Source organism: Nocardia sp. Root136 (assembly GCF_001427185.1).
Classification (GTDB): Bacteria; Actinomycetota; Actinomycetes; order Mycobacteriales; family Mycobacteriaceae; genus Nocardia; species Nocardia salmonicida.
Genome location: NZ_LMFE01000009.1, coordinates 1 through 20650 on the forward strand (window position 1 = coordinate 1; position 20650 = coordinate 20650).

The window sequence follows — 20650 nt, forward strand, 5'->3', positions numbered from 1 at the left end:
TTTCCCTGGTACCTGCCTCGCGTTTGGCGAACGCGGCGACCGCCGCCGCGAAATCCTGCTGTTCCGGGCTGAATTCGACGCCCATAGTGAAGTTCTCCCTTGTTATCGATGAGTTGAGGATCAGCTACCGGTGCGGTAGCGCAACGTGGTGACGCGGCGGATGAGTCGCATCGTCGATGTTGGCGATCAGATGCTTCGCCCATCGCCGCAGCGCGGCCTTTCTGGCCTTGGCGCCGATGCCCGCCCAGCGGGACGCGGCCGCGCGAGCGCATGCGACGGCGTCGGCCACAGCGGCCTCGTCGGCGACCGGCCGACGACCGAGAATCTCACCGGTGACAGGATGGTGGGTTTCGAGAAACTGCTGTTCAACGGCCTCTGCGACAAGAGATTCAGTCATCGTTGACTTCTTTCGGCAGGAGTCGGATCGGGCCGGTCCGCACACACCCGATCATCGGTCGACCAGGGTGGACCCAACGCTTTCACACTTGCCCCGAGTTCGTTGACAGGAACGCTCCAGCTCGGTTAAGTTAACAACCATTCTCACTAAGTTAATCACTATTCTAGCCGGATGCAAGAGCCCATGGCTTCTCTGCCGCCGGCGCAGAACTCCTGAGCGGAGAGAGGCTCCATGCTGCGCACCCAATTCACCGAGGCCTTCGGTGTCGAGCACCCCATCGTGCAGGGCGGGATGATGTGGGTCGGCCGTGCCGAACTCGCGGCCGCGGTCTCGGAGGCGGGTGGTCTCGGCATCATCACCGGACTGACCCAGCCGACCCCGCGAGCGCTCCGCGAGGAAATCGCCCGGACCAGGGACCTCACCGACAAGCCGTTCGGGGTGAATCTGACGATCCTGCCTTCGATCACTCCGCCGCCCTACGCGGAGTACCGCCAGGCGATCATCGACGGCGGCGTCTCGATCGTCGAGATCGCCGGTGGCAACCCGGCCACCCACCTGCCCTATCTCAAAGACGCGGGCATCAAGGTGCTGCACAAGTGCACCAGCGTCAAGCACGCGCTCAAGGCCCAGCAGGTCGGCGTCGACGCGGTGAGTATCGACGGCTTCGAATGCGCCGGTCACCCCGGCGAGAACGACACACCGGGCTTGGTCCTGATTCCCGCCGCTGCTCGCGAGATCGAGATCCCGATGATCGCCTCCGGCGGCATCGCCGATGCTCGTGGACTGGTCGCCGCGATGGCGCTCGGCGCGGACGGCGTCAATATGGGCACCCGGTTCCTGTGCACTGTCGAATCGCCGATCGCGCATGTGGTCAAGGAACAGATCGTCGCCAACACCGAGCTCGACACCAAGCTGATCTTCCGGACCTTGAACAACACTGCCCGAGTCGCCGACAACGCCGTCAGCCGCCAGGTTGTCGAGATCGAGCGCGGTGGCGGCACGTTCGACGATGTCCGCGAACTCGTGGCAGGTGCTCGCGGCCGCAAGGTCTACGAGGACGGCGACCTCGACGCGGGCATCTGGAGTGTGGGCCAGTGTCAGGGCTTGATCCATGACATTCCCACCTGCGCGGACCTGGTGGCGCGGATCGTGCGCGAAGCCGAGGCGCTCATCGCGGGGCGCCTGTCCGGGTCGATCGTCGAAACGGTGGCCCGATGAGCGAAAGCATTCTGGTCGAGGAAGCAGGCGGCGTCCTGCGCTGACGATCGACCGCCGACCACGCCGGAACGCGATCGATCTCGCCGCGTTGACCGAACTGGGCGATCGCATCCGCGCGGCCGCGGATCGGCCCTCCGTTCGGGTGATCGTGCTGACCGGTGCGGGCACAGCGTTCTGCACGGGCGCCGACCTGGCCGCCGCCGCGGCCGCCGGCGGCAACGAGGCGGCACCGCGGGTCGTGATGGACAGCGCCAACGCGGTGATCCACGCGATCATCGCCTCGCCGCTTCCGGTGATCGCTCGCGTCAATGGGCCTGCCGCCGGTGTCGGCGCCTCGATCGCACTGGCCGCCGATCTCGTCTACGCGGCCGACAGCGCCTACCTGTGGTCGGCGCACCGACCGACGACAGGGTGCTCGGCTACGAGGACCTCATTGCCGAGAACGGCGAACCGCACGAGCCGCGCGATGTCACCGAGGACACCGCCGCCCTGATCATGTACACCTCCGGCACCACCGGAAACCCCAAGGGCGCGGTCCTGACCCACCTGAACATGAATTCGCAGGCGCTCACCTGTATTCGCGCCATGCGCTACAGCCCCGACGACATCGCCTTCTGTGCCTCGCCGCTGTTCCACATCGCCGGTTTGGGCAGCATCGCGTCGTGTTTCGTCCTCGGTGCGTTGACGGTGAACCATCCGCTCGAGGCCTTCGACGCGAGCGAAGTGCTCGACGCCTGGGAAAGCGAACGCGCGACCTCGGTGTTCCTCGTGCCCGCCCAATGGCAGGTGGTGTGCGCCGATCCGACTGTCGCACAGCGCGATCTACGGCTGCGGGTGATCAGCTGGGGCGCGGCCCCAGCCTCCGACACCGTGCTGCGAGCCATGGCGCAGACCTTCCCGAACGCGCTCAACGTGGCAGTCTTCGGGCAGACCGAGATGTCGCCGATCACCTGCGTCCTCGACCGCGAGGACGCGATCCGCAAGCTCGGCCCCGTCGGCAAGCCGATCCCCACCATCGCCACCCGCGTCGTCGATGACGAGATGAACGATGTCGCCCAGGGCGAGATCGGCGAAATCGTTTATCGCGGCCCGACTTCGATGCGCGAATCGTCAAGCACGAACTGCGCACGCGGCACGGCTCGCCGGGCTCGACGCCCGCGGTCATCGGCTGAGAAAGCCCCGCTGTGGGTTTCGGCGGTGGTCCACTCGGCAACTGAGCCGAGGTGGCCACCGCCGAACGCGGTGAACAGCAGCGCCGATCGCGGGCTCTGCTCGGCCGTGTTCCGAGATCAGAGCGAACGAACCTGTCGATGCAATCTCGACAGGACCGCGTCATCGGTAACCCCCAGCACACCGCAGATCCGTAGCGAGCGGTCGACCACCCGGCCCACCGCTTCGACGACGAACGTTGTCGCGATCGAGATCGCCTGTGCCGAGGGCTCCCCGACATCGAACAGCAGACAGGCCCGGTCCACGAGTGCCCGAGCGGCCAGAATATCGACCTCGTTGTCGACGATGAACTGCTCGACCACACCTGCGCCGCTTCCTACCGAGGTGCGCGCGGTCGACCGTTCGACGGCGATGTCGGCGGCGCGACGCGCCGATCCGATCCAGTGCATGCAGGCGGTCAACGTCACCGGTCCGACCCTGGCCAGGGCATAGTCGACGGCACGGTCCACCTCGCCGAGCACCGCGTCCTCGCCGACCTCGAGATCCTCGAACACCAACTCGCCATCGCCACCGAACGTCCGTGCCCGATGGGAATCGACATCGCGACGCAGCGTGTAGCCCGGAGTGTCGGCGTCCACCACGAACATCGTCGTACCGCCGCGAGATCCGCCACCAGCGCTGGTATGTGCGGTCACGATCGCGACGGAGGCGCCGACGGCACCGCGGACGAACCTCGACCGGCCGTTGATCACCCATCCGGCACCGGTGCGCTCGGCCATGGTGGGCAGCCCCGTTCGCCCGACCCTGGCCACGACCGCCGATTCGGTCGATACGTAGCAAGAACGGATGCGTCCGGCCGCCAGCGGGATCAGGTATCGATCCTGTTGTGCCGCCGATGCCAGCTGTTCGAGCAGAAAGATGTTGCCGTCGTCGGGCGCGGCGCAATTCAGCGCGAGCGGCCCGAACAGCGAATACCCGGACGCTTCGACAATCGGAAGACGATCGCGCATGTTCAGACCCGAACCGCCGAATTCGGTGCCTATCTGAGGAGCGAACACACCGGCCGTTCTGGCAGCCGTGTGCAGCGCCGCACGGACGTCATCGGGCAAATCGGAAGCAATGCCGTGAAATCGATCTTCGACGTCGATCACAACGTCACGCACCAGCAACTCGGTGCGCATGGCCAGGTCCGCGACAACGGAGCGGCCCGACTCCGCGGACACCATGATCCTCCCGCACGGTCGCCGACCATCGCCGACCCAACAACCCTAAGTTACCAGCCATTTTCGCTATCGATTGCCGGAATTCGACTGTGTATTAACACTATAGTGTGTTCACGGGTAGTCATGTTACTGTTCATTCCGCATCGACTGCTCGGAACGCGATGCACCGCACGAGCTGCCGCTAACATAGTCGGTTCGCCTGTGCGGGCCCCGCCTGCCCGACTGACTCAGCTCGAGCACAGCGACGGATCCTCATGCGAGGCCGATATCAGTCGCAGAGTGCTGATTTCGGGTTCACCCGCCGAGTCGGTCGAGGATCGCGGAAAGGGGTACCAACGATGACAATCCCATCCGGCAATGCCGCATGGCGGCGAACACTGCACGATGTGGCATCGTTGACCGATCAACTCGTCATCCATTTCATCGACGATGTAGCGACATATGATATTTCGCCCGGCACGCCGATCGCGACGAGACTCGGAGCAATCACCCGGACTTCTCTTGAGGTCGCGCAAGGGATGCTCGCGGGCAGCGACATCACGCACGAACTCGGAGAACTCGCGATCATCGCCGCGGGATTGGCGGGCGAAGGCGTACCCATCGACCTCGTCCTGCACGGTTTCCATGAAGGCATACGGATCGTTGTCGGCCAGATGTTCGTCCAGTACCAGGATTGCACCCGCGAGACTGTCATCGATGGATTCCAGATCGCCATGACGATCAGTGATCAGCTCTGCATGACCGTTGCTCACGCGTACATCGGCGAGCACGGCGGAGCGAGATTCGGACCGGACGCAGAGCGGACTCTCACTTCCGCCCTGCTGGCCGGACAGTGGACACCCGCCATGGCCCGCAAATGCGGCATCACCATCGCTGCCACGTACTCGGTGCTCGCCATCGCGATTCGAGAGAACCCGGACGCCGGGATCGCCTTGCACTACCTGCGCAGGTTGCGGAAAGCCCTGAACCGACACAGCGACGGCCAGGGTTTGGCGCGGCTGTCTGCCGACGGCGGGACGGTTCTCATCCCGGCCGAGGCGGTGGCCGAGCACGAACTCGATGCACTGGTCACAGCGTTGGCGGAGGCGGCACAGGTCGAACTCGTCGCAGCAGTGGTATCGGCGCCCACCGCCGATATCGCCTCAGCAGCGAAAACCGCACACGAAATACTCGAAGTCGTCGAGCGACTCGCCTGCGCACCTGGCCTCTATCGATTCGGTGAACTGGCACTGGAATACCAGCTTTCGCGGCCAGGACCAGGTCTTTCCCGGCTGGGCGACTTGTTGGCGCCGCTGGAGCAGTATCCCGAATTGCGGAGAACATTACGGGTGCACATCGCCAACAACTTGAACCGGGCGCAGACCGCGCGAATCCTGAATATCCACGCCAATACCGTCGACTACCGACTTCGCCGAATTGCCCGGCTCACCGGGCTCAACCCGGCGCGGGCATCGGAGCTGTGGCAGTTGCGGTCGGCGATGGTCGTCCGAGACTGCCGCGATGACGGCCCGGAAAACTGATGGAGCCCACGTAGATGTTCAGCAACGTCGGGTGGAGTGAGACGATCATTCTCGTCATCGCCGCCCTCATCATCATCGGCCCGGAGCGCCTGCCCGGCGCACTGCGCTGGACGATCGACAGCATGCGCCAACTGCGAGACTTTGCCGGCGGCGCGACAACACACTTGAAGCAGGAAATCGGCCCGGAGTTCGAAGAACTCCGCAAACCCCTTGCCGAGCTCAACAAGATGCGCGGCATGTCGCCTCGATCGCTGCTCACCCAACATCTCTTCGATGGCGACGATTCGATGCTGCGTGACATCGAGGGTGCGCTACCCACCACCGGAGATCTCGACGTGGTCAGTAAGCCGGCTCCCGGCCCCCCAGCGACCGAACCGCCTTCATCGTCGGCGCCGCACGGGTGGCAAGCAACCGACTACACCTGAAAGGTCCCCCGGGGACGAGGATCTATCTCTGGGGCTGCGGCGAGATCGGTTCAGCAGAGATCAACGGATCGGGCGCACTCAGGTCCGAAGCCGTCTCGTCGTCGAGCAGATCGTCGCCCTCGGCCACTGCGCGTCGGCGACGCCGCTTGTCATTGATTCGGGCGAACTGCACCGCTACTTCGAACAACACAGTCAACGCGACAGCCAGAACCAGCATCGAAATCGGGTCCTGCGGCGTGACGACCGCGGCGAAGACGAAGAGCCCGAAGATCATTCCGCGTCGCCACGCCCGCAGCCGTGCGTAGGTGAGCACTCCGATCACGTTCAATCCGATGATGATCACCGGTGTCTCGAAGCTGACACCGAAGATGATCAGCAACTGGATGATCAGGCCGAAGTACTCTGAACCGCTCAACGCGGTGATCTGCGCCTCGCTGCCGATTTCGAGCAGGAAGCTCAACGCGTGGGCGACCACGAAATACGCCAGCACCGCGCCTGTCGAGAACAAGATTGTCCCCGCGGTGACGAACCACACCGCGTACCGGCGTTCCTTGGCATAGAGCCCCGGCGTGATGAAAGACCAGAGTTGATACAGCCACACCGGCGCGGCGAACACCACCCCCGCGGTGAACCCGACCTTCAGCCGGAGCATGAACTGTTCGAAGGGACCGGTCGCGAACAACCGGCACGATCCGTCGGGTGTGAGCGCCGCGCGCGTCGAGGGTCGAGCGCGCAGTACGGCCCGAGCAATACATCGCCCAGGCTCTGGATTCCGAGAACCGCATGCGCGTACCAATAGACTCGAGCAGTGTCGTGACCACGACAGCGGCCATCGAGATCAGCAGCCTGGCACGCAGCTCCTGTAGATGTTGGACCAGCGACATCGTGCCGTCAGGATTGGTCCGACGCTTGCCCCGTAACGGGCCGATCGAAATGCGCATAATGGTAGGCCCTTCGAGAGTGCGGCTCGGTCGACGACAGTGGGGTACCGAAGTGAGCCCTCGCCCACTTCGGTACCGACACAACGCTCAGAGCGTCTTCGATCGGTAAGCCATCGGTTCACTGAACGGTGCTGTGGTCGGCGGTGCCGACGCAGGCAGCCCTTCAGGCTCATGCGGCCGCTCGCTCGCCGAGTCCGCGTCCTCGGACTGCATCTGACTCACCTCGCTCTTGAAGATTCGTAGCGACCGCCCGAGGCCGCGAGCGGCATCCGGCATACGCTTCGCACCGAAGAACAGCACGAAGACAGCAGCGACTATCAACCAATGCCAGGCGCTGAACTGACCCATCTTTACCTCCTGCATTCGACATGGTCGGCTCGGAATCAATCCGATTGCGAGCCAGGGAATTCCGAGATTCAGCTCAGAAGATCCACCTCCTCGTCGGCTGCCGCCTTCCAATGCTCGGACTGCGGCAGCAGATGGCGGACGGCTGCGTGAACCAGACGAGTCTTGACGCAGGTCACGATCATCTCGCCGTCGGGCTCGAACGCGTTCGCGGTGCCGATGTCGTAGCCGAGCTTCGCGGTCTTGGAGATGCGGTCCTTCATGTCCGCACCGCCCTGGGAGTGATAGACCGCGCGAGCTTCCTTCGGGATGACCGTGCTCATCATGCCGCTGGTGAACCCGTACAGAACCATGAAATCACGCAACTCACTGGGCAGTCCGGTCGGCAACGCCTGGCCGTTCTCGGTACTCATATTGTCCACGTTCAGCTCCATCTCGAGTACAGACGCAGGCAATGATGCGATGGAAAGTAATTCGCCTCTGCGTATTCCAAGAACAACATGTCGCGTCTTCACATGCCGTAAAAATGCTGGTGTGACTTCGCACAGCCACTGCTGTGAGCCAGACACGTTGCCGATATCAATGGAATTTCTTCACAAATTCTGAATACGGCCTATGAACAATCAAAGCAAATGACCGCTGCCTACCGGCTCAGACCGTATTCCACGCGAGCGCAGGCACCTGGTCAGGCGTTACCGTGCCGACCACCTCGATCCCCGTCGCAGCGAGCACCTCGGCAGCGCGCTCGATGTGATCAGCAGAGCTGATGACCACCGCTTCTCGTATGCCGATCGCCCGCAGGAGCCGTGCCGACGACCGGGCGGCACCGTCGTCGTTGTCGACGTCCGGCGGCGCCACGTGCACACGCTCGGCCACCATCCCGACAGCGATCAGCCAGCACGCCATAGCCGCCGCTTCGACGCTTCCCCGCGCAGGGTGCCCACCGGCGACAACGATCGGCGATGCCGGGGCCAGCAACGCCTGCACATATCCCGTGCGCAGCCGGCTGATCGAGTCCCGACACATGGCACCGCCTGGTGGCACCCCGTGCCCGAGTACCACGATCGCCGTATTCGGCCCGTGGAATTCGAACTTCGGCACGACCAGTGGACCACCGCTCGTCACTGCGCGAGTGCGTCGTCGCATCGCTGAAACGCCATCGTCGGTGGCTCCGGACGGCATCCTGAGCAGTGCCGCGACAATTGTCGCCGTGCAGACCAGCGGATCGGCAGCCGATCGCTCCCCGCCGGAATATTCCGTTGGTTCCATCAATTCGACCACCAAAACTCTGATAATCAGCCGCCGAATCGCGGACGATGCTGTACCGCTTTTGCAGAACTACCGGCTATGCGATGACACCGCGACCGACATCGTTCTCCTGATAGTTCGCTTTACGCACGACCAGCGCCGACTGTAGATACCAGAGCCCGTCGGCCGACGAAGGATCGAAGCCCGTGAGCTTGCTGATTCCTTTCAGTCGATAATCGATAGTATTCATATGAACACTGAGCTGTCGGGCGGTTCGGCGACGATTCAGATTGTTGTCGAGGTGCGTGCACAAGGTCTGCATCAGAACAGGGTGATCATCGAGCGGGTTCAGTATCGCTTCGAGGTGTCGACGCACAGGAGATGGCCTGGTCAACTGATATTCGACCGCCAGATCAGCGAAACGAAACAGGCCAGGTGGACGCTGCATTCTTTGCGTCAGGTCCAAAAGTTCGTACAGCTGATCAACGGTCTCCGGAATTTCCGTCGGCGAGGCCTCCGCACAGGTCGCGGTCATCTCGAGTCCGGCCACAGCGGACAGATCAGCCAACAAGTTGTCGAGATCCCCGGCTTCGGCCGACGGTATGAGTACGACACCACCGCGCACGTCGAGTCGCGACAATGAACGCACCGACCATTGCGAATCCAGGGCCGACCGGATATTGCGTATCATCCGCCGGACGTCCATCTGGGTAACAAAGGTGCCGGATCTGCCGTCGCTACGGGCTGGAAAGTGCACCGCCAGCACGGAATAGCTCTCGGCGATCTCGAAGCCACTACACCGCGTGATCGCAGAGGTGTCCTGCCCGCCGAGCAACGCGACCGCTAGCGCGTTTCTGGTCCGCTGATCCTCGACGACGTCTGACTCGACGTGGTCGGCGTACGCCAGCGATATCGCCGCCGTAACGCTGTCCAGCATCTCGGTCGCGAGTTGGCGCACTACCGTCAGCTTCTGCTCGTCGGTGCCGACCAGACTCGAGGCGATCTGCTCCAGACTGGTTTCGAAACCCTGATCGATCGCGCGATCGATCACCTCACTCGGCACCTCGATACGCGCCGACGGCGACGCGGCGATGCGATGTCGAACGCTGTCGCCTCGCCCACGGACCGGAACTGCGGCCAGCGTGGAACCGGATGGTAGAACATCAACGGTAGCCAAGGCGCCATCGCTGACGCCACCGCGCCGCGTGGCCACACTCTCGAGCATGCGGGCGACCAGCTCGTCGGCGAGCACTCGGACTCTGATGGAGGATTCTGCCGTGGCCGCACGGGGCCGTACAGAATCAATTCTTGGTGAATAGTCGGTAGTCATCGATGACTTCCTCACTGCGTTCAACGTCGCCTCTCGGCGGCGATGGCTGGCAAGCAGTCTCCCACGGCGGGCACTCCAGCACAAGGTTATGTTAGTCCTCATTCCAGGCCACTGAGGCTCGAATCGCCTCTACCCTTCACCGCTCCGACGCCTCTACCCTCACACCTGCCACATCGAGTTCCGCCTCAAACATGGCTCAAAGCACCGTTTCTCGCTGGTCAACGCCGCTCTTATCCCAGCACCAGACACCCGAGCGAACTACATCGAGAGCGAGGCGGGCAGGCAAGCTCGACCTAAGTTACTGCATATTCCTACTCAAAGATGACGGTCTCGTCCGCGCGACCGTCGATGTCGTCGACAAGGTGGATCTCGATATTTCGAGCCATCTATTCGGCCCTCACCACGGGTCGGCGTTCTCGAGCTTGCGACGAAGCAGTTTGCCAGTGGCGTTGCGTGGCAACTCGTCTACGAACACCACGTCCCGCGGGACCTTGTGCCGCGCGAGGGCCGCCTTGACGTGGTCCTTTATCTGCTGCGCGTCGCACGAAGCACCGGGTGCGGGCACGACGAACGCGCGCAAGCGTTTTCCGAAGTCGCGATCGTCCACCCCGACGACCGCCGCCTCGAGGACGTCAGGTCGTTCTACGAGCAGGTTTTCGACCTCGAGCGGAAAGACGTTCTCTCCGCCGGAAATGATCATGTCGTCGTCTCGACCATCGATGAACAGCCTTCCGGCCGTATCGAAATGGCCGACATCGCCACTGGACTGCATTCCGTCGACGATCTCCTTACCCGTGCCGTCGGTGTAACCGCCGAAACTGAGTGCGCTGGCGACGAAGATGGTGCCGACCACGCCCGGGTCGGTGACCCGACGGCGGGCTTCGTCGTAGATCGCGACCCGACAGCCCACGGGTGGACGACCGACGGTGCCAGGCGCTTCACGCATGTCGTCGGGTGTGGCGACGGCCGCCACCGCGACCTCCGTCGAGGCATACAGGTTGTAGAGCACCTCACCGAACGCCAGCGCGGTACGCCTGCTCAAATCGGGCGAAATGGAGGATCCGGCCGCGAAGATCACCTTCAGCGAGGAGGTGTCGTATTCGGCCAGTACGGACTCGCCCAGATCGACGATGCGCTGCAACATCGTGGGTACCAGTACCAGCGTGCCCGCGCGATGGTGTTCGATATCGGCGAGCGTGCGGCGCGGGTCGAATTTCCGCTGCCGCAAGACGATCGTGCTTCCCAGTGCCCAGCCCAGGATCAGCTGGGACAGACCGGTGCCGTGGAATGCCGGCGCCGCGAGCACAGTCGTACTCGCCCTCGGCAACGGGATCCGGTCGAGGAACTGCGCCGATTGCAATGGCGACACTTTGCCCCGCGGTGCACCTTTCGGTGTTCCGGTCGTGCCGCTGGTCAGGACCACGATCCCGCCGGGCTGTGTGGGACTCGCCGGCGGGCGGGTGCTCTGACCCGCTCGAACATCATCCAGAGTGAGCTGTCCATGGCTCGCCCAGCCATCCTCCGAGGTTAGAATAATCGGTAACTTATCGGGCAGATTACCGAAGCGGTCGAGAAACTCCGCGTCCAGCAGGATCGCGCCGACGCCTTCGCGCTCGGCCACCGATACCAGCTGCGGCCCCGCCATTCCCGTATTGAGCAACACGATTCGCGCACCCAGCTTGCCCGCGGCGAGAAGCGACAAGACCATCCCCCGATGGTCGCGACACAGTGCGGCCAGCACGGTGTTACTCGTGATCCCCCGCGCGGCAAGGCCGTTGGCCACCGCGTTCGACCTACGGTCGAGCTCTTCGAAGGTCAGCGGCCCCCGCTCGTCGACGATGGCAGCGGCGGCGCCGTTGTGGCGAGCCGCGTGCGCGAACGCGGTGACGACAGGACCGAGCACTGTCGCATCCTTGGCGGTGCGGAGCAGTTCCACCGGGTTCTGGAGTTCGATCGCGCCGCTCCTGCGCAGAACCCTGACGGCGGACAGGCCGTCGGACATGGTTCTGACCAGGGCTGCGGGCATACTCGGGATCGCCGACATGGACACCTCCGAAGGGCTCGGGTACTCGGGACGAGCGATCGGAATCTACACACCGACAGCCGATGGCGATCGTAGCCTGTGGAGGAATCGTTGGTAACTTAATGCTGTCGAAAGTGCGGAAAAGCATTGTGGAAGCCCGGCCCCGGTGAGAACATGAGCGCGTGAATCTCTCATCCTTTCGAACCGGAGGGCGGCCATGACCCGTTCAGCAAGGGCTGGTCGGCCGCAGGATGTCTCGGACGACATCGCGCGCCGCCACCGCTACCTCAACGGCGTCGGCGCGTTGCTCGGCGGCCCGGCGAATGTGATCATGCAGCTGAGCCTGCCGCCGGTGGGGCGCGGTGTGGTGGAAAGCGTCGTCGAATCAGGTAGCTACGCAACGCGACCGGCCAAGCGCGGTCGAACCACGCTCACCTATCTCGCGGTGGCGATGATCGGAACCGACGAAGACCGGGCGGCATACCGTGCCGCGGTGGGCACCGCGCACCGCCAGGTGCGCTCGGGCCCGCACAGCCCTGTTCGGTACAACGCCTTCGATCCCCGGCTCCAACTGTGGGTCGCCGCCTGCCTGTACCGCGGCGTCCTGGATACGGTGAACCTGCTGTACGGCGGGATGAACGAGCAGGATGCCGACGAGATGTATCACGATGCCGCCAGGTTCGGGACAACTCTGCAGATGCCCGCCGAGCTGTGGCCGGCCGACCGCGCAGCCTTCGATCTGTACTGGGACTCGATGCTCAGTGATCTGTCCTTCGACGACGAAGTCCGCACCTACCTGCTCAACTACGTAGTCGAGCTGGCGGCATGGAGTCGAAGCACCCGCGTGCTGTTCGGTCGGCCCAATCGCTTCTTCACCACCGGGTTTCTGCCACAGCAGTTCCGTGACGCGTTGGGCCTGCGATGGAGTCCTCGCAGGCAGCGAGTGTTCGAAATCGTGATGCGCACCGTCGGTCGGCTGCTCGATGTGCTGCCGGACGCTTGGCGAGCTCAACCCTTCGAGCGCTACCTGGAAGACATGCGTGAGCGTCGATCCCAGGGCAAGAATTTGATCTGAGCGGGCACAGGGTGCATCGGGCCAGATCCTCGGTCGCTTTCCCGCATCGCTGCGGCAATTTCGTCTTCACTTTGCCCGAGGCATTTCAAGCGACCGTCGCGATGGGAGGGGACACGACCGCATTGCGGAGCCATGACCGCACGAGTCAGTTCTCCTGGCGTGAATACGGAGAGGCTGTGCGTGACATCGCGTGCGGACTGCTCGAACTGTCGGTCGAAAAAGGTGAGACGATCGGCCTGATGCTGTCGAACAGGCCGGAATTCCACCTGGTGGACGCTGCCGCGCTGCACGTCGGCGCGACTCCGTTCTCGATCTACAACACGATGTCACCACAGCAGATCGCCGAAGTGTGCGCCAATGCCGAAAACCGAATCATTGTCACCGAGAGCCGGTTCCTGCCCGTTCTCAGACAGGCGGGGGTGATGTTCGAGGTCATCGTCTGCGTCGACGATGCGGAACGCGGAACACTACCGCTGGAAAGACTCGCCGAGATGAAAACGAAGGCGCACATCTTCGACTCGGTCTGGCGCGATGTCCGCCCTGACGACCTCGCGACAATCAGTTACACCTCCGGTACGACCGGTTCACCGAAGGGCGTGGAGTTATCGCATGCCAACATCCTGGCCCAATTGGTAGGGCTCGCAGAACACCTGCCCGTAGGTCCCCAGGATCGGATCCTGTCGTACCTGCCGGCCGCCCATATCGCCGACCGGGTAACCGCTCACTACGGCGCCATGGTCCGTGGTGTTCAGGTCACGACTCTCCATGAACCGACGAAGTTGGCAGAGGCGTTGTCGGACACGCGCCCGACGATCGTGTTCGGGGTTCCCCAGGTGTGGCAGAAAACCAAATCCGCGATCGAGCGTGGAATCGATACTCACCCGAACGCGGCCGCCCGCAGGATCGGCCGTTGGGCACTGACTGCCGGGCAGAAGTGTGCGAACGCGCGCATCGAAGGCGGCCGACCCGGTCCGGGACTACGGCTTCGGGCTCGATTGGCCGAGCGGCTGGTGCTGCGCCGAGTCCTCCGCGCAGCGGGCCTGGACGCCGTGCGTTTCGCGGTGTCGGGTGCCGCGCCGTTGTCCGGGGATACCACCCAGTTCTTTCATGCGTTCGGAATCCCACTGACCCAGGTCTGGGGGCTCACCGAGGCCACTGGCGTCTGCACCACGACCTCGCCGACCGATCTGTCGACGAGGTCGGTCGGGATGCCGGTGGCCGGCCTCGATCTGCGACTCGGTCTCGATGGCGAGGTATTCGCGCGCGGACCGACCGTCATGCGCGGATACCATCAGGACCTGGCGGCCACCTACCGGGCCATCGACGCCGAGGGCTGGTTGCGTACGGGCGACCTCGGAGAGATCGATGCCGAGGGTGGACTGTGCATCGTCGGGCGCAAGAGCGAGATGATCATCACCGATGAGGGAGACAATATTTCTCCGGCGATCATCGAGAACGCCATCGCCGCCGCGTCTTTCCTGATCGGCCACGTGATGGTGATCGGTGAGCAGCGGCCCTACCTGACAGCGCTGATCACCCTGGACGAAGAGGCCATCGCCGCCGATGCTCGACTGGCGCACGTCGAGCCGGCGACGCTCGATGTTCTGTGCAAACGACCCGGGGTTCGCGAAGCGGTGTCCGAAGCCGTTCGCGCGGCGAATTCCACCGTGTCGGGGCCCGAGCAGGTCCGGCGGTTCGCACTGCTGGACCATGTCTGGCGGCTCGGTAGCGCGGAAGTTACTCCCAAATCAAGCTTGCGGCGCCGGATGATCGAGCAGAACTACGGCGCGGAAATCGAGTCGCTCTACCATTCCTCGCTACCGAGCACGGCCGTAGAGGTAGCCGCGGCGGTAGCACCACCGAAGCGTGTTCTCCGCAACAAGAGGAACGCGTGGACCGAACAGCATTCGGTCCGCTGGCCGTCACGTGGAATGTAATCCGCGGCGATACCGCACCTCTCGCCGCCGTGAGCCCGGAAATCCTATCCATTTCGCCGACACGAAACACGGCGACAAAAGCAAGGGTCACTATGCACCGTTCACGCAGAATTCGGATATCAACACGCTCGAGCCCGATGGCTGTTCATCAGGCCGAACAGGTGGCAGCAGGCCTCAACAGGCTAGGCGCCGAAACCGAGCTGATCAAACTCACAACGGCGGGTGACCGGTGGATGGGCGACCTGGCGGCGCTCGGCGGTAAGGGCGCGTTCGTCAAGGAGATCGATGGTGCGTTGCTCAATGACCAGGCCGATGTGGCGGTGCACTGCCTGAAGGATATTCCCGGCGATGTCCCCATCCCGCCGGGTTTGACCTTCGCCGCCTATTTGGCCCGCGAAGATGTCCACGACGCCGTGATCAGCGGCACCGGCGCCGCACTGTCGGACCTTCCCGCCGGTGCGCGCGTCGGCACAAGTTCCGTCCGCCGAACAGCGCAACTGCGACTCCATCACCCGCACCTCGATATCCAGCCGCTGCGCGGCAACGTCAACACCAGACTGGCTCGCCTCGGCGAGGGTCATTTCGATGCGATCATCGCCGCTGTGTCAGGCCTTCGACGGGTCGGCCAGCAGCACCGAATCACCGAAACCCTCACGGTCGAGCAGATGTGCCCGCCGATCGGTGCGGGAATCATTGTGCTGCAGTGTCGCGACGATGATGGCGAGGTGGAGCAGCTCGCGGCACAGCTGGACCATCCTGGCACCCGCCGCCAGGCAACGGCCGAACGAGCGATGCTGCACGCCCTGCAGGGACACTGCAACTCTCCGATCGCAGGGCTGGCGACAGACGCCCCCGGCGGGCGGATCGTGTTGCGCGGCACCGTCTTCTCCGCGGACGGATCCCGATGGCTCGATGCCCAGGACTGGGGTGTCGATGACGATCCGGAGGCCTTGGGATTTTTCATCGGGTCGAACCTGCTGCGTCAGGGCGCACGGCGATTGATCGACGATATCCCGCACTGACCCGAGCACGCACGGCGTCACCGTCGATGCTTCGGCCTCGCTCGGCGGCGGTCTCGCATAGGCGTGACGCGCGCGGCGATACCCACCGCGATCGCCATCAGCGCAATGTTCTTGAAAATATACTGGCCCTCCATATTGGGCACAAATGGAGCATCCCACACAAAGGCGGGTGCCAGCACCAACGGGGAGCACGCGACCATCAAATGCGCAAAAATCAGCGGAATCACCGCTCGTGTCGCTCGCGGGATCAGAAAGAGGACGCCGATCAGACATTCAATTAATGCCAGAGCAATGAACGCGGCACCGAAGTACTGCATTCCTATTGTTTGCCGTGTCAGCTCTTCCACGAGATGCGTCGCGGGACTCAACCCGAGTAGCTTCAGCGTCCCGAAATAGAAGAACACGAAGAAAAGGGCTACACGAGATAGCGGCATGCACAAGATCTGAGCGAATTCTAGAATACGACGATCGGTATACAGCATAACCTTTCGCATGGCCAAGCGTAGCATGGGCAATATTCGTGGATTGGAGTTTCAAACCGTTCACCGCGAGTGTACTAATTGCACGCTGCGAGCTCATCCATAACGTGCCGAAGCGGATTCATCTGCAACACATTCGCCCCCTGTGAAAATTGTTGCGAACCACAATCCCGAAACATCGCCGTCGTATCCGCGCGGACGTCGGACGCGTCGAGGCCGATGCCGGAGAACCACCCCTTCGACTCCCCCGGTGGGCACTGCCGGTTCGTTCACCTGGCACCACCTCGACCATCTGCCGCCACCTGTGGCGATCCACTCCTCCAACTGTTAAGTTAACGTCGATTCTATTTGGCTAGGACTGCGGAGAGCGAGTAAGTGCCTGCTCGAGCGCATGTTCGACTAGACCGACGAGGAGAAGCCGAAGTGGCCATGCCGGACGATCTAGCCGACCGCTGCGCAGCTCGCTCGCCGATATCGACCGACCACCTTGTCGCGGCCTTCATCGATAACGAAGCGTGAATACGGTCGACTTCCGAATCCGGCGTCAGGGCGCACTCGACAATTCCGACTTACGATCACCAGGAGAACACCGATGGCTGCCGATACTCGACGACCTGATCGCAGTGCGCGTGTCGTTCTCCCTGGGCCGACAGCCGCAGCATGGGACTGGCAGTTGACTGCCCGGTGCAGGCAGATGGACCAGGAGCTGTTCTTTCCGAGCACCGAAGACCGCCTCGGATCAGTCCGCACCCAGGTCCTGCACGCCAAGAAGATCTGCCGGGCGTGCCCGGTGCTCACCCATTGCCGCTCCTACGCGATCGAAGCCGGTGAGACGCATGGGATCTGGGGTGGAATGACGGCATTGGAACGCGCCAGGCACCGGCGTCGAACCTCGTTGCGCCCTGCGGACACCTAGAGCTCCTATCAAGTTCGATTGCTGAGTCGTCGCCAGCAGATCAGCGCAGCAGCGAGGTCGAGAAATCCTTGATGGATGTCGGTGCGACGTTCCCAACGGACGGCCAAACGCCGGTATCGGTGCAGTAGGGCCAGTGTGTGCTCGACGATCCAGCGGCCGGCGGTCACCTTGTCGCGGGTGCCGCGGCGTGGGATATAGGCGGTGATCCGTCGTTGTTCGAGTTCGTCGTAGACCCGGGGGTAGTCGTAGCCCTTGTCCGCGATCAGGGTCGTGATCTTCTCGCGTGGTCGGCCGGGGCGTCCTCGTAACGGTCGTACTCGATCGAGTGGTTCGGGCAGCACGAGGTGGTCGTTGACGTCGGCTGCTGATGTCTTCCTACCCGATGCCGGTATCCGACCCTCGAACAGGTCGGCGCAGAACGGGCGACTGCACAGGCCCCCTGCGTCCCGGCCGAGCACCGGCAGCCCGTCGGCGAATGATCGCCGGCTGAGCGACTGGCCAAGGAGGGCGCGGTCTGACTCCGCCAACGCGTCAATCTGCCAACGGGTTGCAAAGTCACTGTCGGGTGCAGACCAGTCCTGGTCTGCTCGTCGCCTGCACTGCGGGAACGGCCCACCCGTTGCCGCCATCACCAACTCGACCGCCGCCGCCACTGATTTCCGGCTGGTGGCCCAGGGCAAGGGAACCGTTGGTGATCGGCCAGCCGATTTCAGCGGGATCATCGGTCATCGGAGCGGATCGAAATATCGCGCACCGATCGCGTGACCTTCTCCGGTGACTTCACCGATGATTCGGCAGGTCGATCGGATCGGCGGCACCGAGGGCCGAAGCTTCTTCATCATCGAGCGCAGCGTAACCCTCGTCGATCTCGCGCCGCGCGCGTCTGCTGTCCTTGATTCGAGCGAACTGTACCGCTGCTTCGAACAACACGGTCAATGCGGCGGCGAGCACGAGCATCGAGATCGGATCCTGCGGGGTTGCCACTGCGGCGAAGACGAAGAGGCCGAAGATGATTCCGCGTCGCCACGCCTTCAGTTGCTCGTAGGTGAGCACCCCGATAACGTTCAATCCGATGATGATGACCGGCGTTTCAAAACTGACTCCGAAGATGATCAGCAACTGGATGATGAAGCTGAAATATTCCGAACCGCTCAAAGCCGTGATCTGTGCGTTGTTTCCGATCTCGAGCAAGAAACTCAGCGCACGGGCGACGACGAGGTACGCCAGCACCGCGCCCATAGTGAACAACACGGAGCCAGCAGCGACGAATCCGACCGCATACTTACGCTCCTTAGAATGCATGCCCGGCGTGATGAACATCCACAACTGGTACAGCCACATCGGCGCGGCGAGCACCACCCCTGCGGTGAATCCAACTTTCAGGCGGAGCATAAATTGTTCGAACGGACCGGTCGCGAGTAGCCGACAGGAACCGTCCGGGGTCAGCGTTGCCCGTGCAGACGGATCGAGTGAGCAATACGGTCCGAGCAGCACATCACCCAGGCTCTGGAGTCCGAGGACCGAATACGCATACCAATAGACCCCGAACGCCGTCGTGACCAGGATCGCGGCTACCGAGATCAACAGTCGAGTGCGCAACTCCTGCAGGTGTTGAACGATCGACATGGTGCCGTCTGGATTCGCCCGACGTGCGCTGCGGCCGCGATGGAATAGATTTCGCATGGTATGTCAGACCTCAAAGGTGTCACCCGGTGGGCGATATCGCGTGCCCGAAGTGAGCGCCGGCTCACTTCGGTACCGGAACGACGCTCAGTGCGATTTCGACAGAAACACTCGTTCGCTGCCCGCGGGTGCCGACGACTGGGTCGGCGGCAACACTTTCGCGGTTTGTTGAGCTGGGGTGTCGTGTGTGGAACTGTCTGTCTCGGACTGCATCTGGCTGACCTCGCTCTTGAAGATGCGTAGGGAACGCCCCAGGCCGCGAGCCGCGTCCGGCATCCGCTTGGCACCGAAGAACAGTAGGAAGACCGCTGCGACGATCGCCCAATGCCACACGCTGAACTGACCCATGATTGCCTCCGAAACTTGCAGGGTTCGGGCCCGGAATCAATTTGATTCCGGCCCGAGATTCGTATGCTCCCGGCGCGCAGGTAAACCGACACTTCGGGTGACCACGTCCAAGGCTCCGCGCGAGTCTGCAACGCCACGGCCAGTGCTCCTACAGCCCCCAACGCCGCCCAACTTGAAAGCATCTCGCCTACTGAGTTTGTCCATATTATGTTCCTCCTCAAGACTGAAATGCATCTCGAGATGTACTGAAACCGATTGCGTGACTGCGTATCTCAATAGGAACACACGGTGGCCCGAGTCTGCTATAAAAGGAGGATGTGACTCCACACAGAGGCCACTGTGACGAAGGAGTAACCGCGCCAGGAGGAAGATTGTGGAACCCGTTCTGCCGACCGGACCGAGGACCTCGGAACAGACGTCTCTTCTCGAACGCGCGTACCTCGAGGCGGTCGACGATGTTGCCGATGTGGACGAAATCCGCGCGCGACTCCTGGATTCTGCCTACGAACAGTTTTGCCGGATGGGTATCCAACGTTCCACGATGGAGGACGTGGCCAGGCGGGCCCATCTCTCGCGTATCACGGTTTACCGACGGTTCGCCACAAAGGACGTACTGGTCGAGCAGGTGCTATTGCGGGAGTACAGGCGATATTTCAGCCAGTTTCTTCTCGATATCGAGCACGCGGAGACAGTCGCTGATCGGCTCGTACTTGGGTTCGTGAGCTCGCTACGCGCTATTCGGCACAACCCCCTCATCGATGGCATGATCGCCGTCGAGCCAGACCGACTTGCGAGCTCGATGATCGGTGACGGAGGTCGAAACATCGCCGCAGTCCAGAAATTCGTCGCCGGTCAGCTTCGCCGTGAGCAAGCTGTCGGCAATGTTCACAGCCGAGTAGACGCCGATCTGGTAGCCGAACTGATGGTTAGGGTCTGCGCCTCCTTCGTGGCGATCCCCAGCCATGTCGTCGACCTCGACAACGATGCTCAACTTGCCACGATCGCTCGACAATTTCTCGTTCCGATGCTGAATCCGGTGACCTCCGGGGACTGATCGACCGGCAGGGCCACACCCAGATGATCGCCTTCTGCGTATGAATCCAGGTTTGAACATCGAGCATCACCACGTTGGAACCGGCAATTCTGATGAGCTTCGGACCGGAGAGGCCGATTCCCGCGGTCCGCAGCAACGCGACCGCGCCAGCGTGGGGCCACCACCTGCGATCCGTTCCCGTCAACTCTCAGCGGCGGGTATCACCACGTAGACTTTCTCACCAGAAAGGCGCTCCTCGAACTGCTGATCCAACCTTAGACAAGTCGAATCATTTTAGTTCGGAGCGCCTTTCGCCA

General features: G+C 62.8%; 18 protein-coding genes and 4 pseudogenes. 10 read left to right on the top strand and 12 right to left on the bottom strand.

The annotated features are described in order from the left end of the window. Positions 1-124: 124 nt before the first annotated feature. Positions 125-397 carry an aldehyde dehydrogenase family protein gene (locus tag ASD42_RS23310; RefSeq protein WP_056820546.1) on the bottom strand — a complete coding sequence of 91 codons (273 nt, stop codon included), beginning with the start codon at positions 395-397 and terminating at the stop codon, positions 125-127. Between the two features lie 231 nt (positions 398-628). Here ASD42_RS23310 and ASD42_RS23315 point away from each other — a divergent pair, with 231 nt between their 5' ends. The 3 genes and pseudogenes from ASD42_RS23315 to ASD42_RS33960 form a co-directional block, all read left to right on the top strand. After that, the gene (locus ASD42_RS23315) at positions 629-1615 is read left to right on the top strand and encodes an NAD(P)H-dependent flavin oxidoreductase (RefSeq protein WP_056820549.1); all 987 of its coding nucleotides are present in this window, start codon (positions 629-631) and stop codon (positions 1613-1615) included. After that, a pseudogene (locus ASD42_RS35890) lies at positions 1612-2000 on the top strand (enoyl-CoA hydratase-related protein); the annotation flags it as partial. The gene ASD42_RS23315 and the pseudogene ASD42_RS35890, both read left to right, overlap by 4 nt. 23 nt (positions 2001-2023) lie before the next feature. Continuing rightward, positions 2024-2722 (top strand): annotated as a pseudogene (locus tag ASD42_RS33960) (AMP-binding protein); the annotation flags it as partial. Between the two features lie 182 nt (positions 2723-2904). Here the strand turns inward: ASD42_RS33960 and ASD42_RS23330 are convergent. Continuing rightward, a complete protein-coding gene (locus tag ASD42_RS23330; protein WP_056820557.1) occupies positions 2905-4011 on the bottom strand; it encodes an acyl-CoA dehydrogenase family protein in 1107 nt (368 codons plus the stop codon). A 335-nt stretch (positions 4012-4346) separates the two neighbouring features. Here ASD42_RS23330 and ASD42_RS23335 point away from each other — a divergent pair, with 335 nt between their 5' ends. Continuing rightward, complete coding sequence (locus ASD42_RS23335) at positions 4347-5528, top strand: PucR family transcriptional regulator (protein WP_056820559.1); 1182 nt, start codon at positions 4347-4349, stop codon at positions 5526-5528. Positions 5529-5542: 14 nt separating this feature from the next. Then, positions 5543-5953, top strand: coding sequence for a Sec-independent protein translocase protein TatB (gene tatB, locus ASD42_RS23340; RefSeq protein ID WP_056820562.1), 411 nt, complete (start codon positions 5543-5545; stop codon positions 5951-5953). Between the two features lie 22 nt (positions 5954-5975). Here tatB and tatC (ASD42_RS23345) read toward each other — a convergent pair. The 6 genes and pseudogenes from tatC (ASD42_RS23345) to ASD42_RS23370 form a co-directional block, all read right to left on the bottom strand. Continuing rightward, a pseudogene (gene tatC / locus ASD42_RS23345) lies at positions 5976-6894 on the bottom strand (twin-arginine translocase subunit TatC). A gap of 87 nt (positions 6895-6981) precedes the next feature. Next, the gene (tatA, locus tag ASD42_RS23350) at positions 6982-7242 is read right to left on the bottom strand and encodes a Sec-independent protein translocase subunit TatA (RefSeq protein ID WP_056820943.1); all 261 of its coding nucleotides are present in this window, start codon (positions 7240-7242) and stop codon (positions 6982-6984) included. Between the two features lie 86 nt (positions 7243-7328). After that, a pseudogene (locus ASD42_RS23355) lies at positions 7329-7640 on the bottom strand (oxygenase MpaB family protein); the annotation flags it as partial. Positions 7641-7890: 250 nt separating this feature from the next. Further along, positions 7891-8508, bottom strand: a complete 618-nt coding sequence (locus ASD42_RS23360) for a YdcF family protein (RefSeq protein WP_156677551.1) — start codon at positions 8506-8508, stop codon at positions 7891-7893. A gap of 76 nt (positions 8509-8584) precedes the next feature. After that, positions 8585-9817, bottom strand: a complete 1233-nt coding sequence (locus ASD42_RS23365) for a PucR family transcriptional regulator (protein WP_063893719.1) — start codon at positions 9815-9817, stop codon at positions 8585-8587. Between the two features lie 397 nt (positions 9818-10214). Next, positions 10215-11861 carry an acyl-CoA synthetase gene (locus tag ASD42_RS23370; protein WP_056820570.1) on the bottom strand — a complete coding sequence of 549 codons (1647 nt, stop codon included), beginning with the start codon at positions 11859-11861 and terminating at the stop codon, positions 10215-10217. 196 nt (positions 11862-12057) lie between these two features. Here ASD42_RS23370 and ASD42_RS23375 point away from each other — a divergent pair, with 196 nt between their 5' ends. The 3 genes from ASD42_RS23375 (at position 12058) to hemC (ending at position 15874) form a co-directional block, all read left to right on the top strand. Beyond that, positions 12058-12915, top strand: coding sequence for an oxygenase MpaB family protein (locus tag ASD42_RS23375; protein ID WP_056820572.1), 858 nt, complete (start codon positions 12058-12060; stop codon positions 12913-12915). A gap of 11 nt (positions 12916-12926) precedes the next feature. Beyond that, positions 12927-14852, top strand: coding sequence for an AMP-dependent synthetase/ligase (locus tag ASD42_RS23380; protein WP_056820575.1), 1926 nt, complete (start codon positions 12927-12929; stop codon positions 14850-14852). A gap of 92 nt (positions 14853-14944) precedes the next feature. After that, positions 14945-15874, top strand: a complete 930-nt coding sequence (gene hemC, locus ASD42_RS23385) for a hydroxymethylbilane synthase (protein WP_056820577.1) — start codon at positions 14945-14947, stop codon at positions 15872-15874. 17 nt (positions 15875-15891) lie between these two features. Here the strand turns inward: hemC and ASD42_RS23390 are convergent, their stop codons facing one another. Next, on the bottom strand, positions 15892-16356 hold the full coding sequence (locus tag ASD42_RS23390) for a hypothetical protein (protein ID WP_156677553.1): 465 nt from the start codon (positions 16354-16356) through the stop codon (positions 15892-15894). A 589-nt stretch (positions 16357-16945) separates the two neighbouring features. Here ASD42_RS23390 and ASD42_RS23395 point away from each other — a divergent pair. Next, a complete protein-coding gene (locus tag ASD42_RS23395; protein WP_084787266.1) occupies positions 16946-17269 on the top strand; it encodes a WhiB family transcriptional regulator in 324 nt (107 codons plus the stop codon). An 8-nt stretch (positions 17270-17277) separates the two neighbouring features. Here ASD42_RS23395 and ASD42_RS33965 read toward each other — a convergent pair whose 3' ends face one another. From ASD42_RS33965 to tatA (ASD42_RS23410), 3 genes are all read right to left on the bottom strand, one after another. Next, positions 17278-17991, bottom strand: coding sequence for a transposase (locus tag ASD42_RS33965; protein ID WP_084787267.1), 714 nt, complete (start codon positions 17989-17991; stop codon positions 17278-17280). Positions 17992-18049: 58 nt separating this feature from the next. Continuing rightward, positions 18050-18952 (bottom strand): twin-arginine translocase subunit TatC, encoded by a 903-nt coding sequence (tatC, locus tag ASD42_RS23405; protein ID WP_084787268.1) that lies wholly within the window; start codon positions 18950-18952, stop codon positions 18050-18052. Positions 18953-19039: 87 nt separating this feature from the next. After that, positions 19040-19300 (bottom strand): Sec-independent protein translocase subunit TatA, encoded by a 261-nt coding sequence (tatA, locus tag ASD42_RS23410; RefSeq protein WP_056820584.1) that lies wholly within the window; start codon positions 19298-19300, stop codon positions 19040-19042. 373 nt (positions 19301-19673) lie between these two features. Between tatA (ASD42_RS23410) and ASD42_RS23415 the strand changes: the two genes are divergently transcribed. After that, positions 19674-20354, top strand: a complete 681-nt coding sequence (locus tag ASD42_RS23415) for a TetR/AcrR family transcriptional regulator (RefSeq protein ID WP_056820587.1) — start codon at positions 19674-19676, stop codon at positions 20352-20354. The last annotated feature ends 296 nt before the right edge of the window (positions 20355-20650 follow it).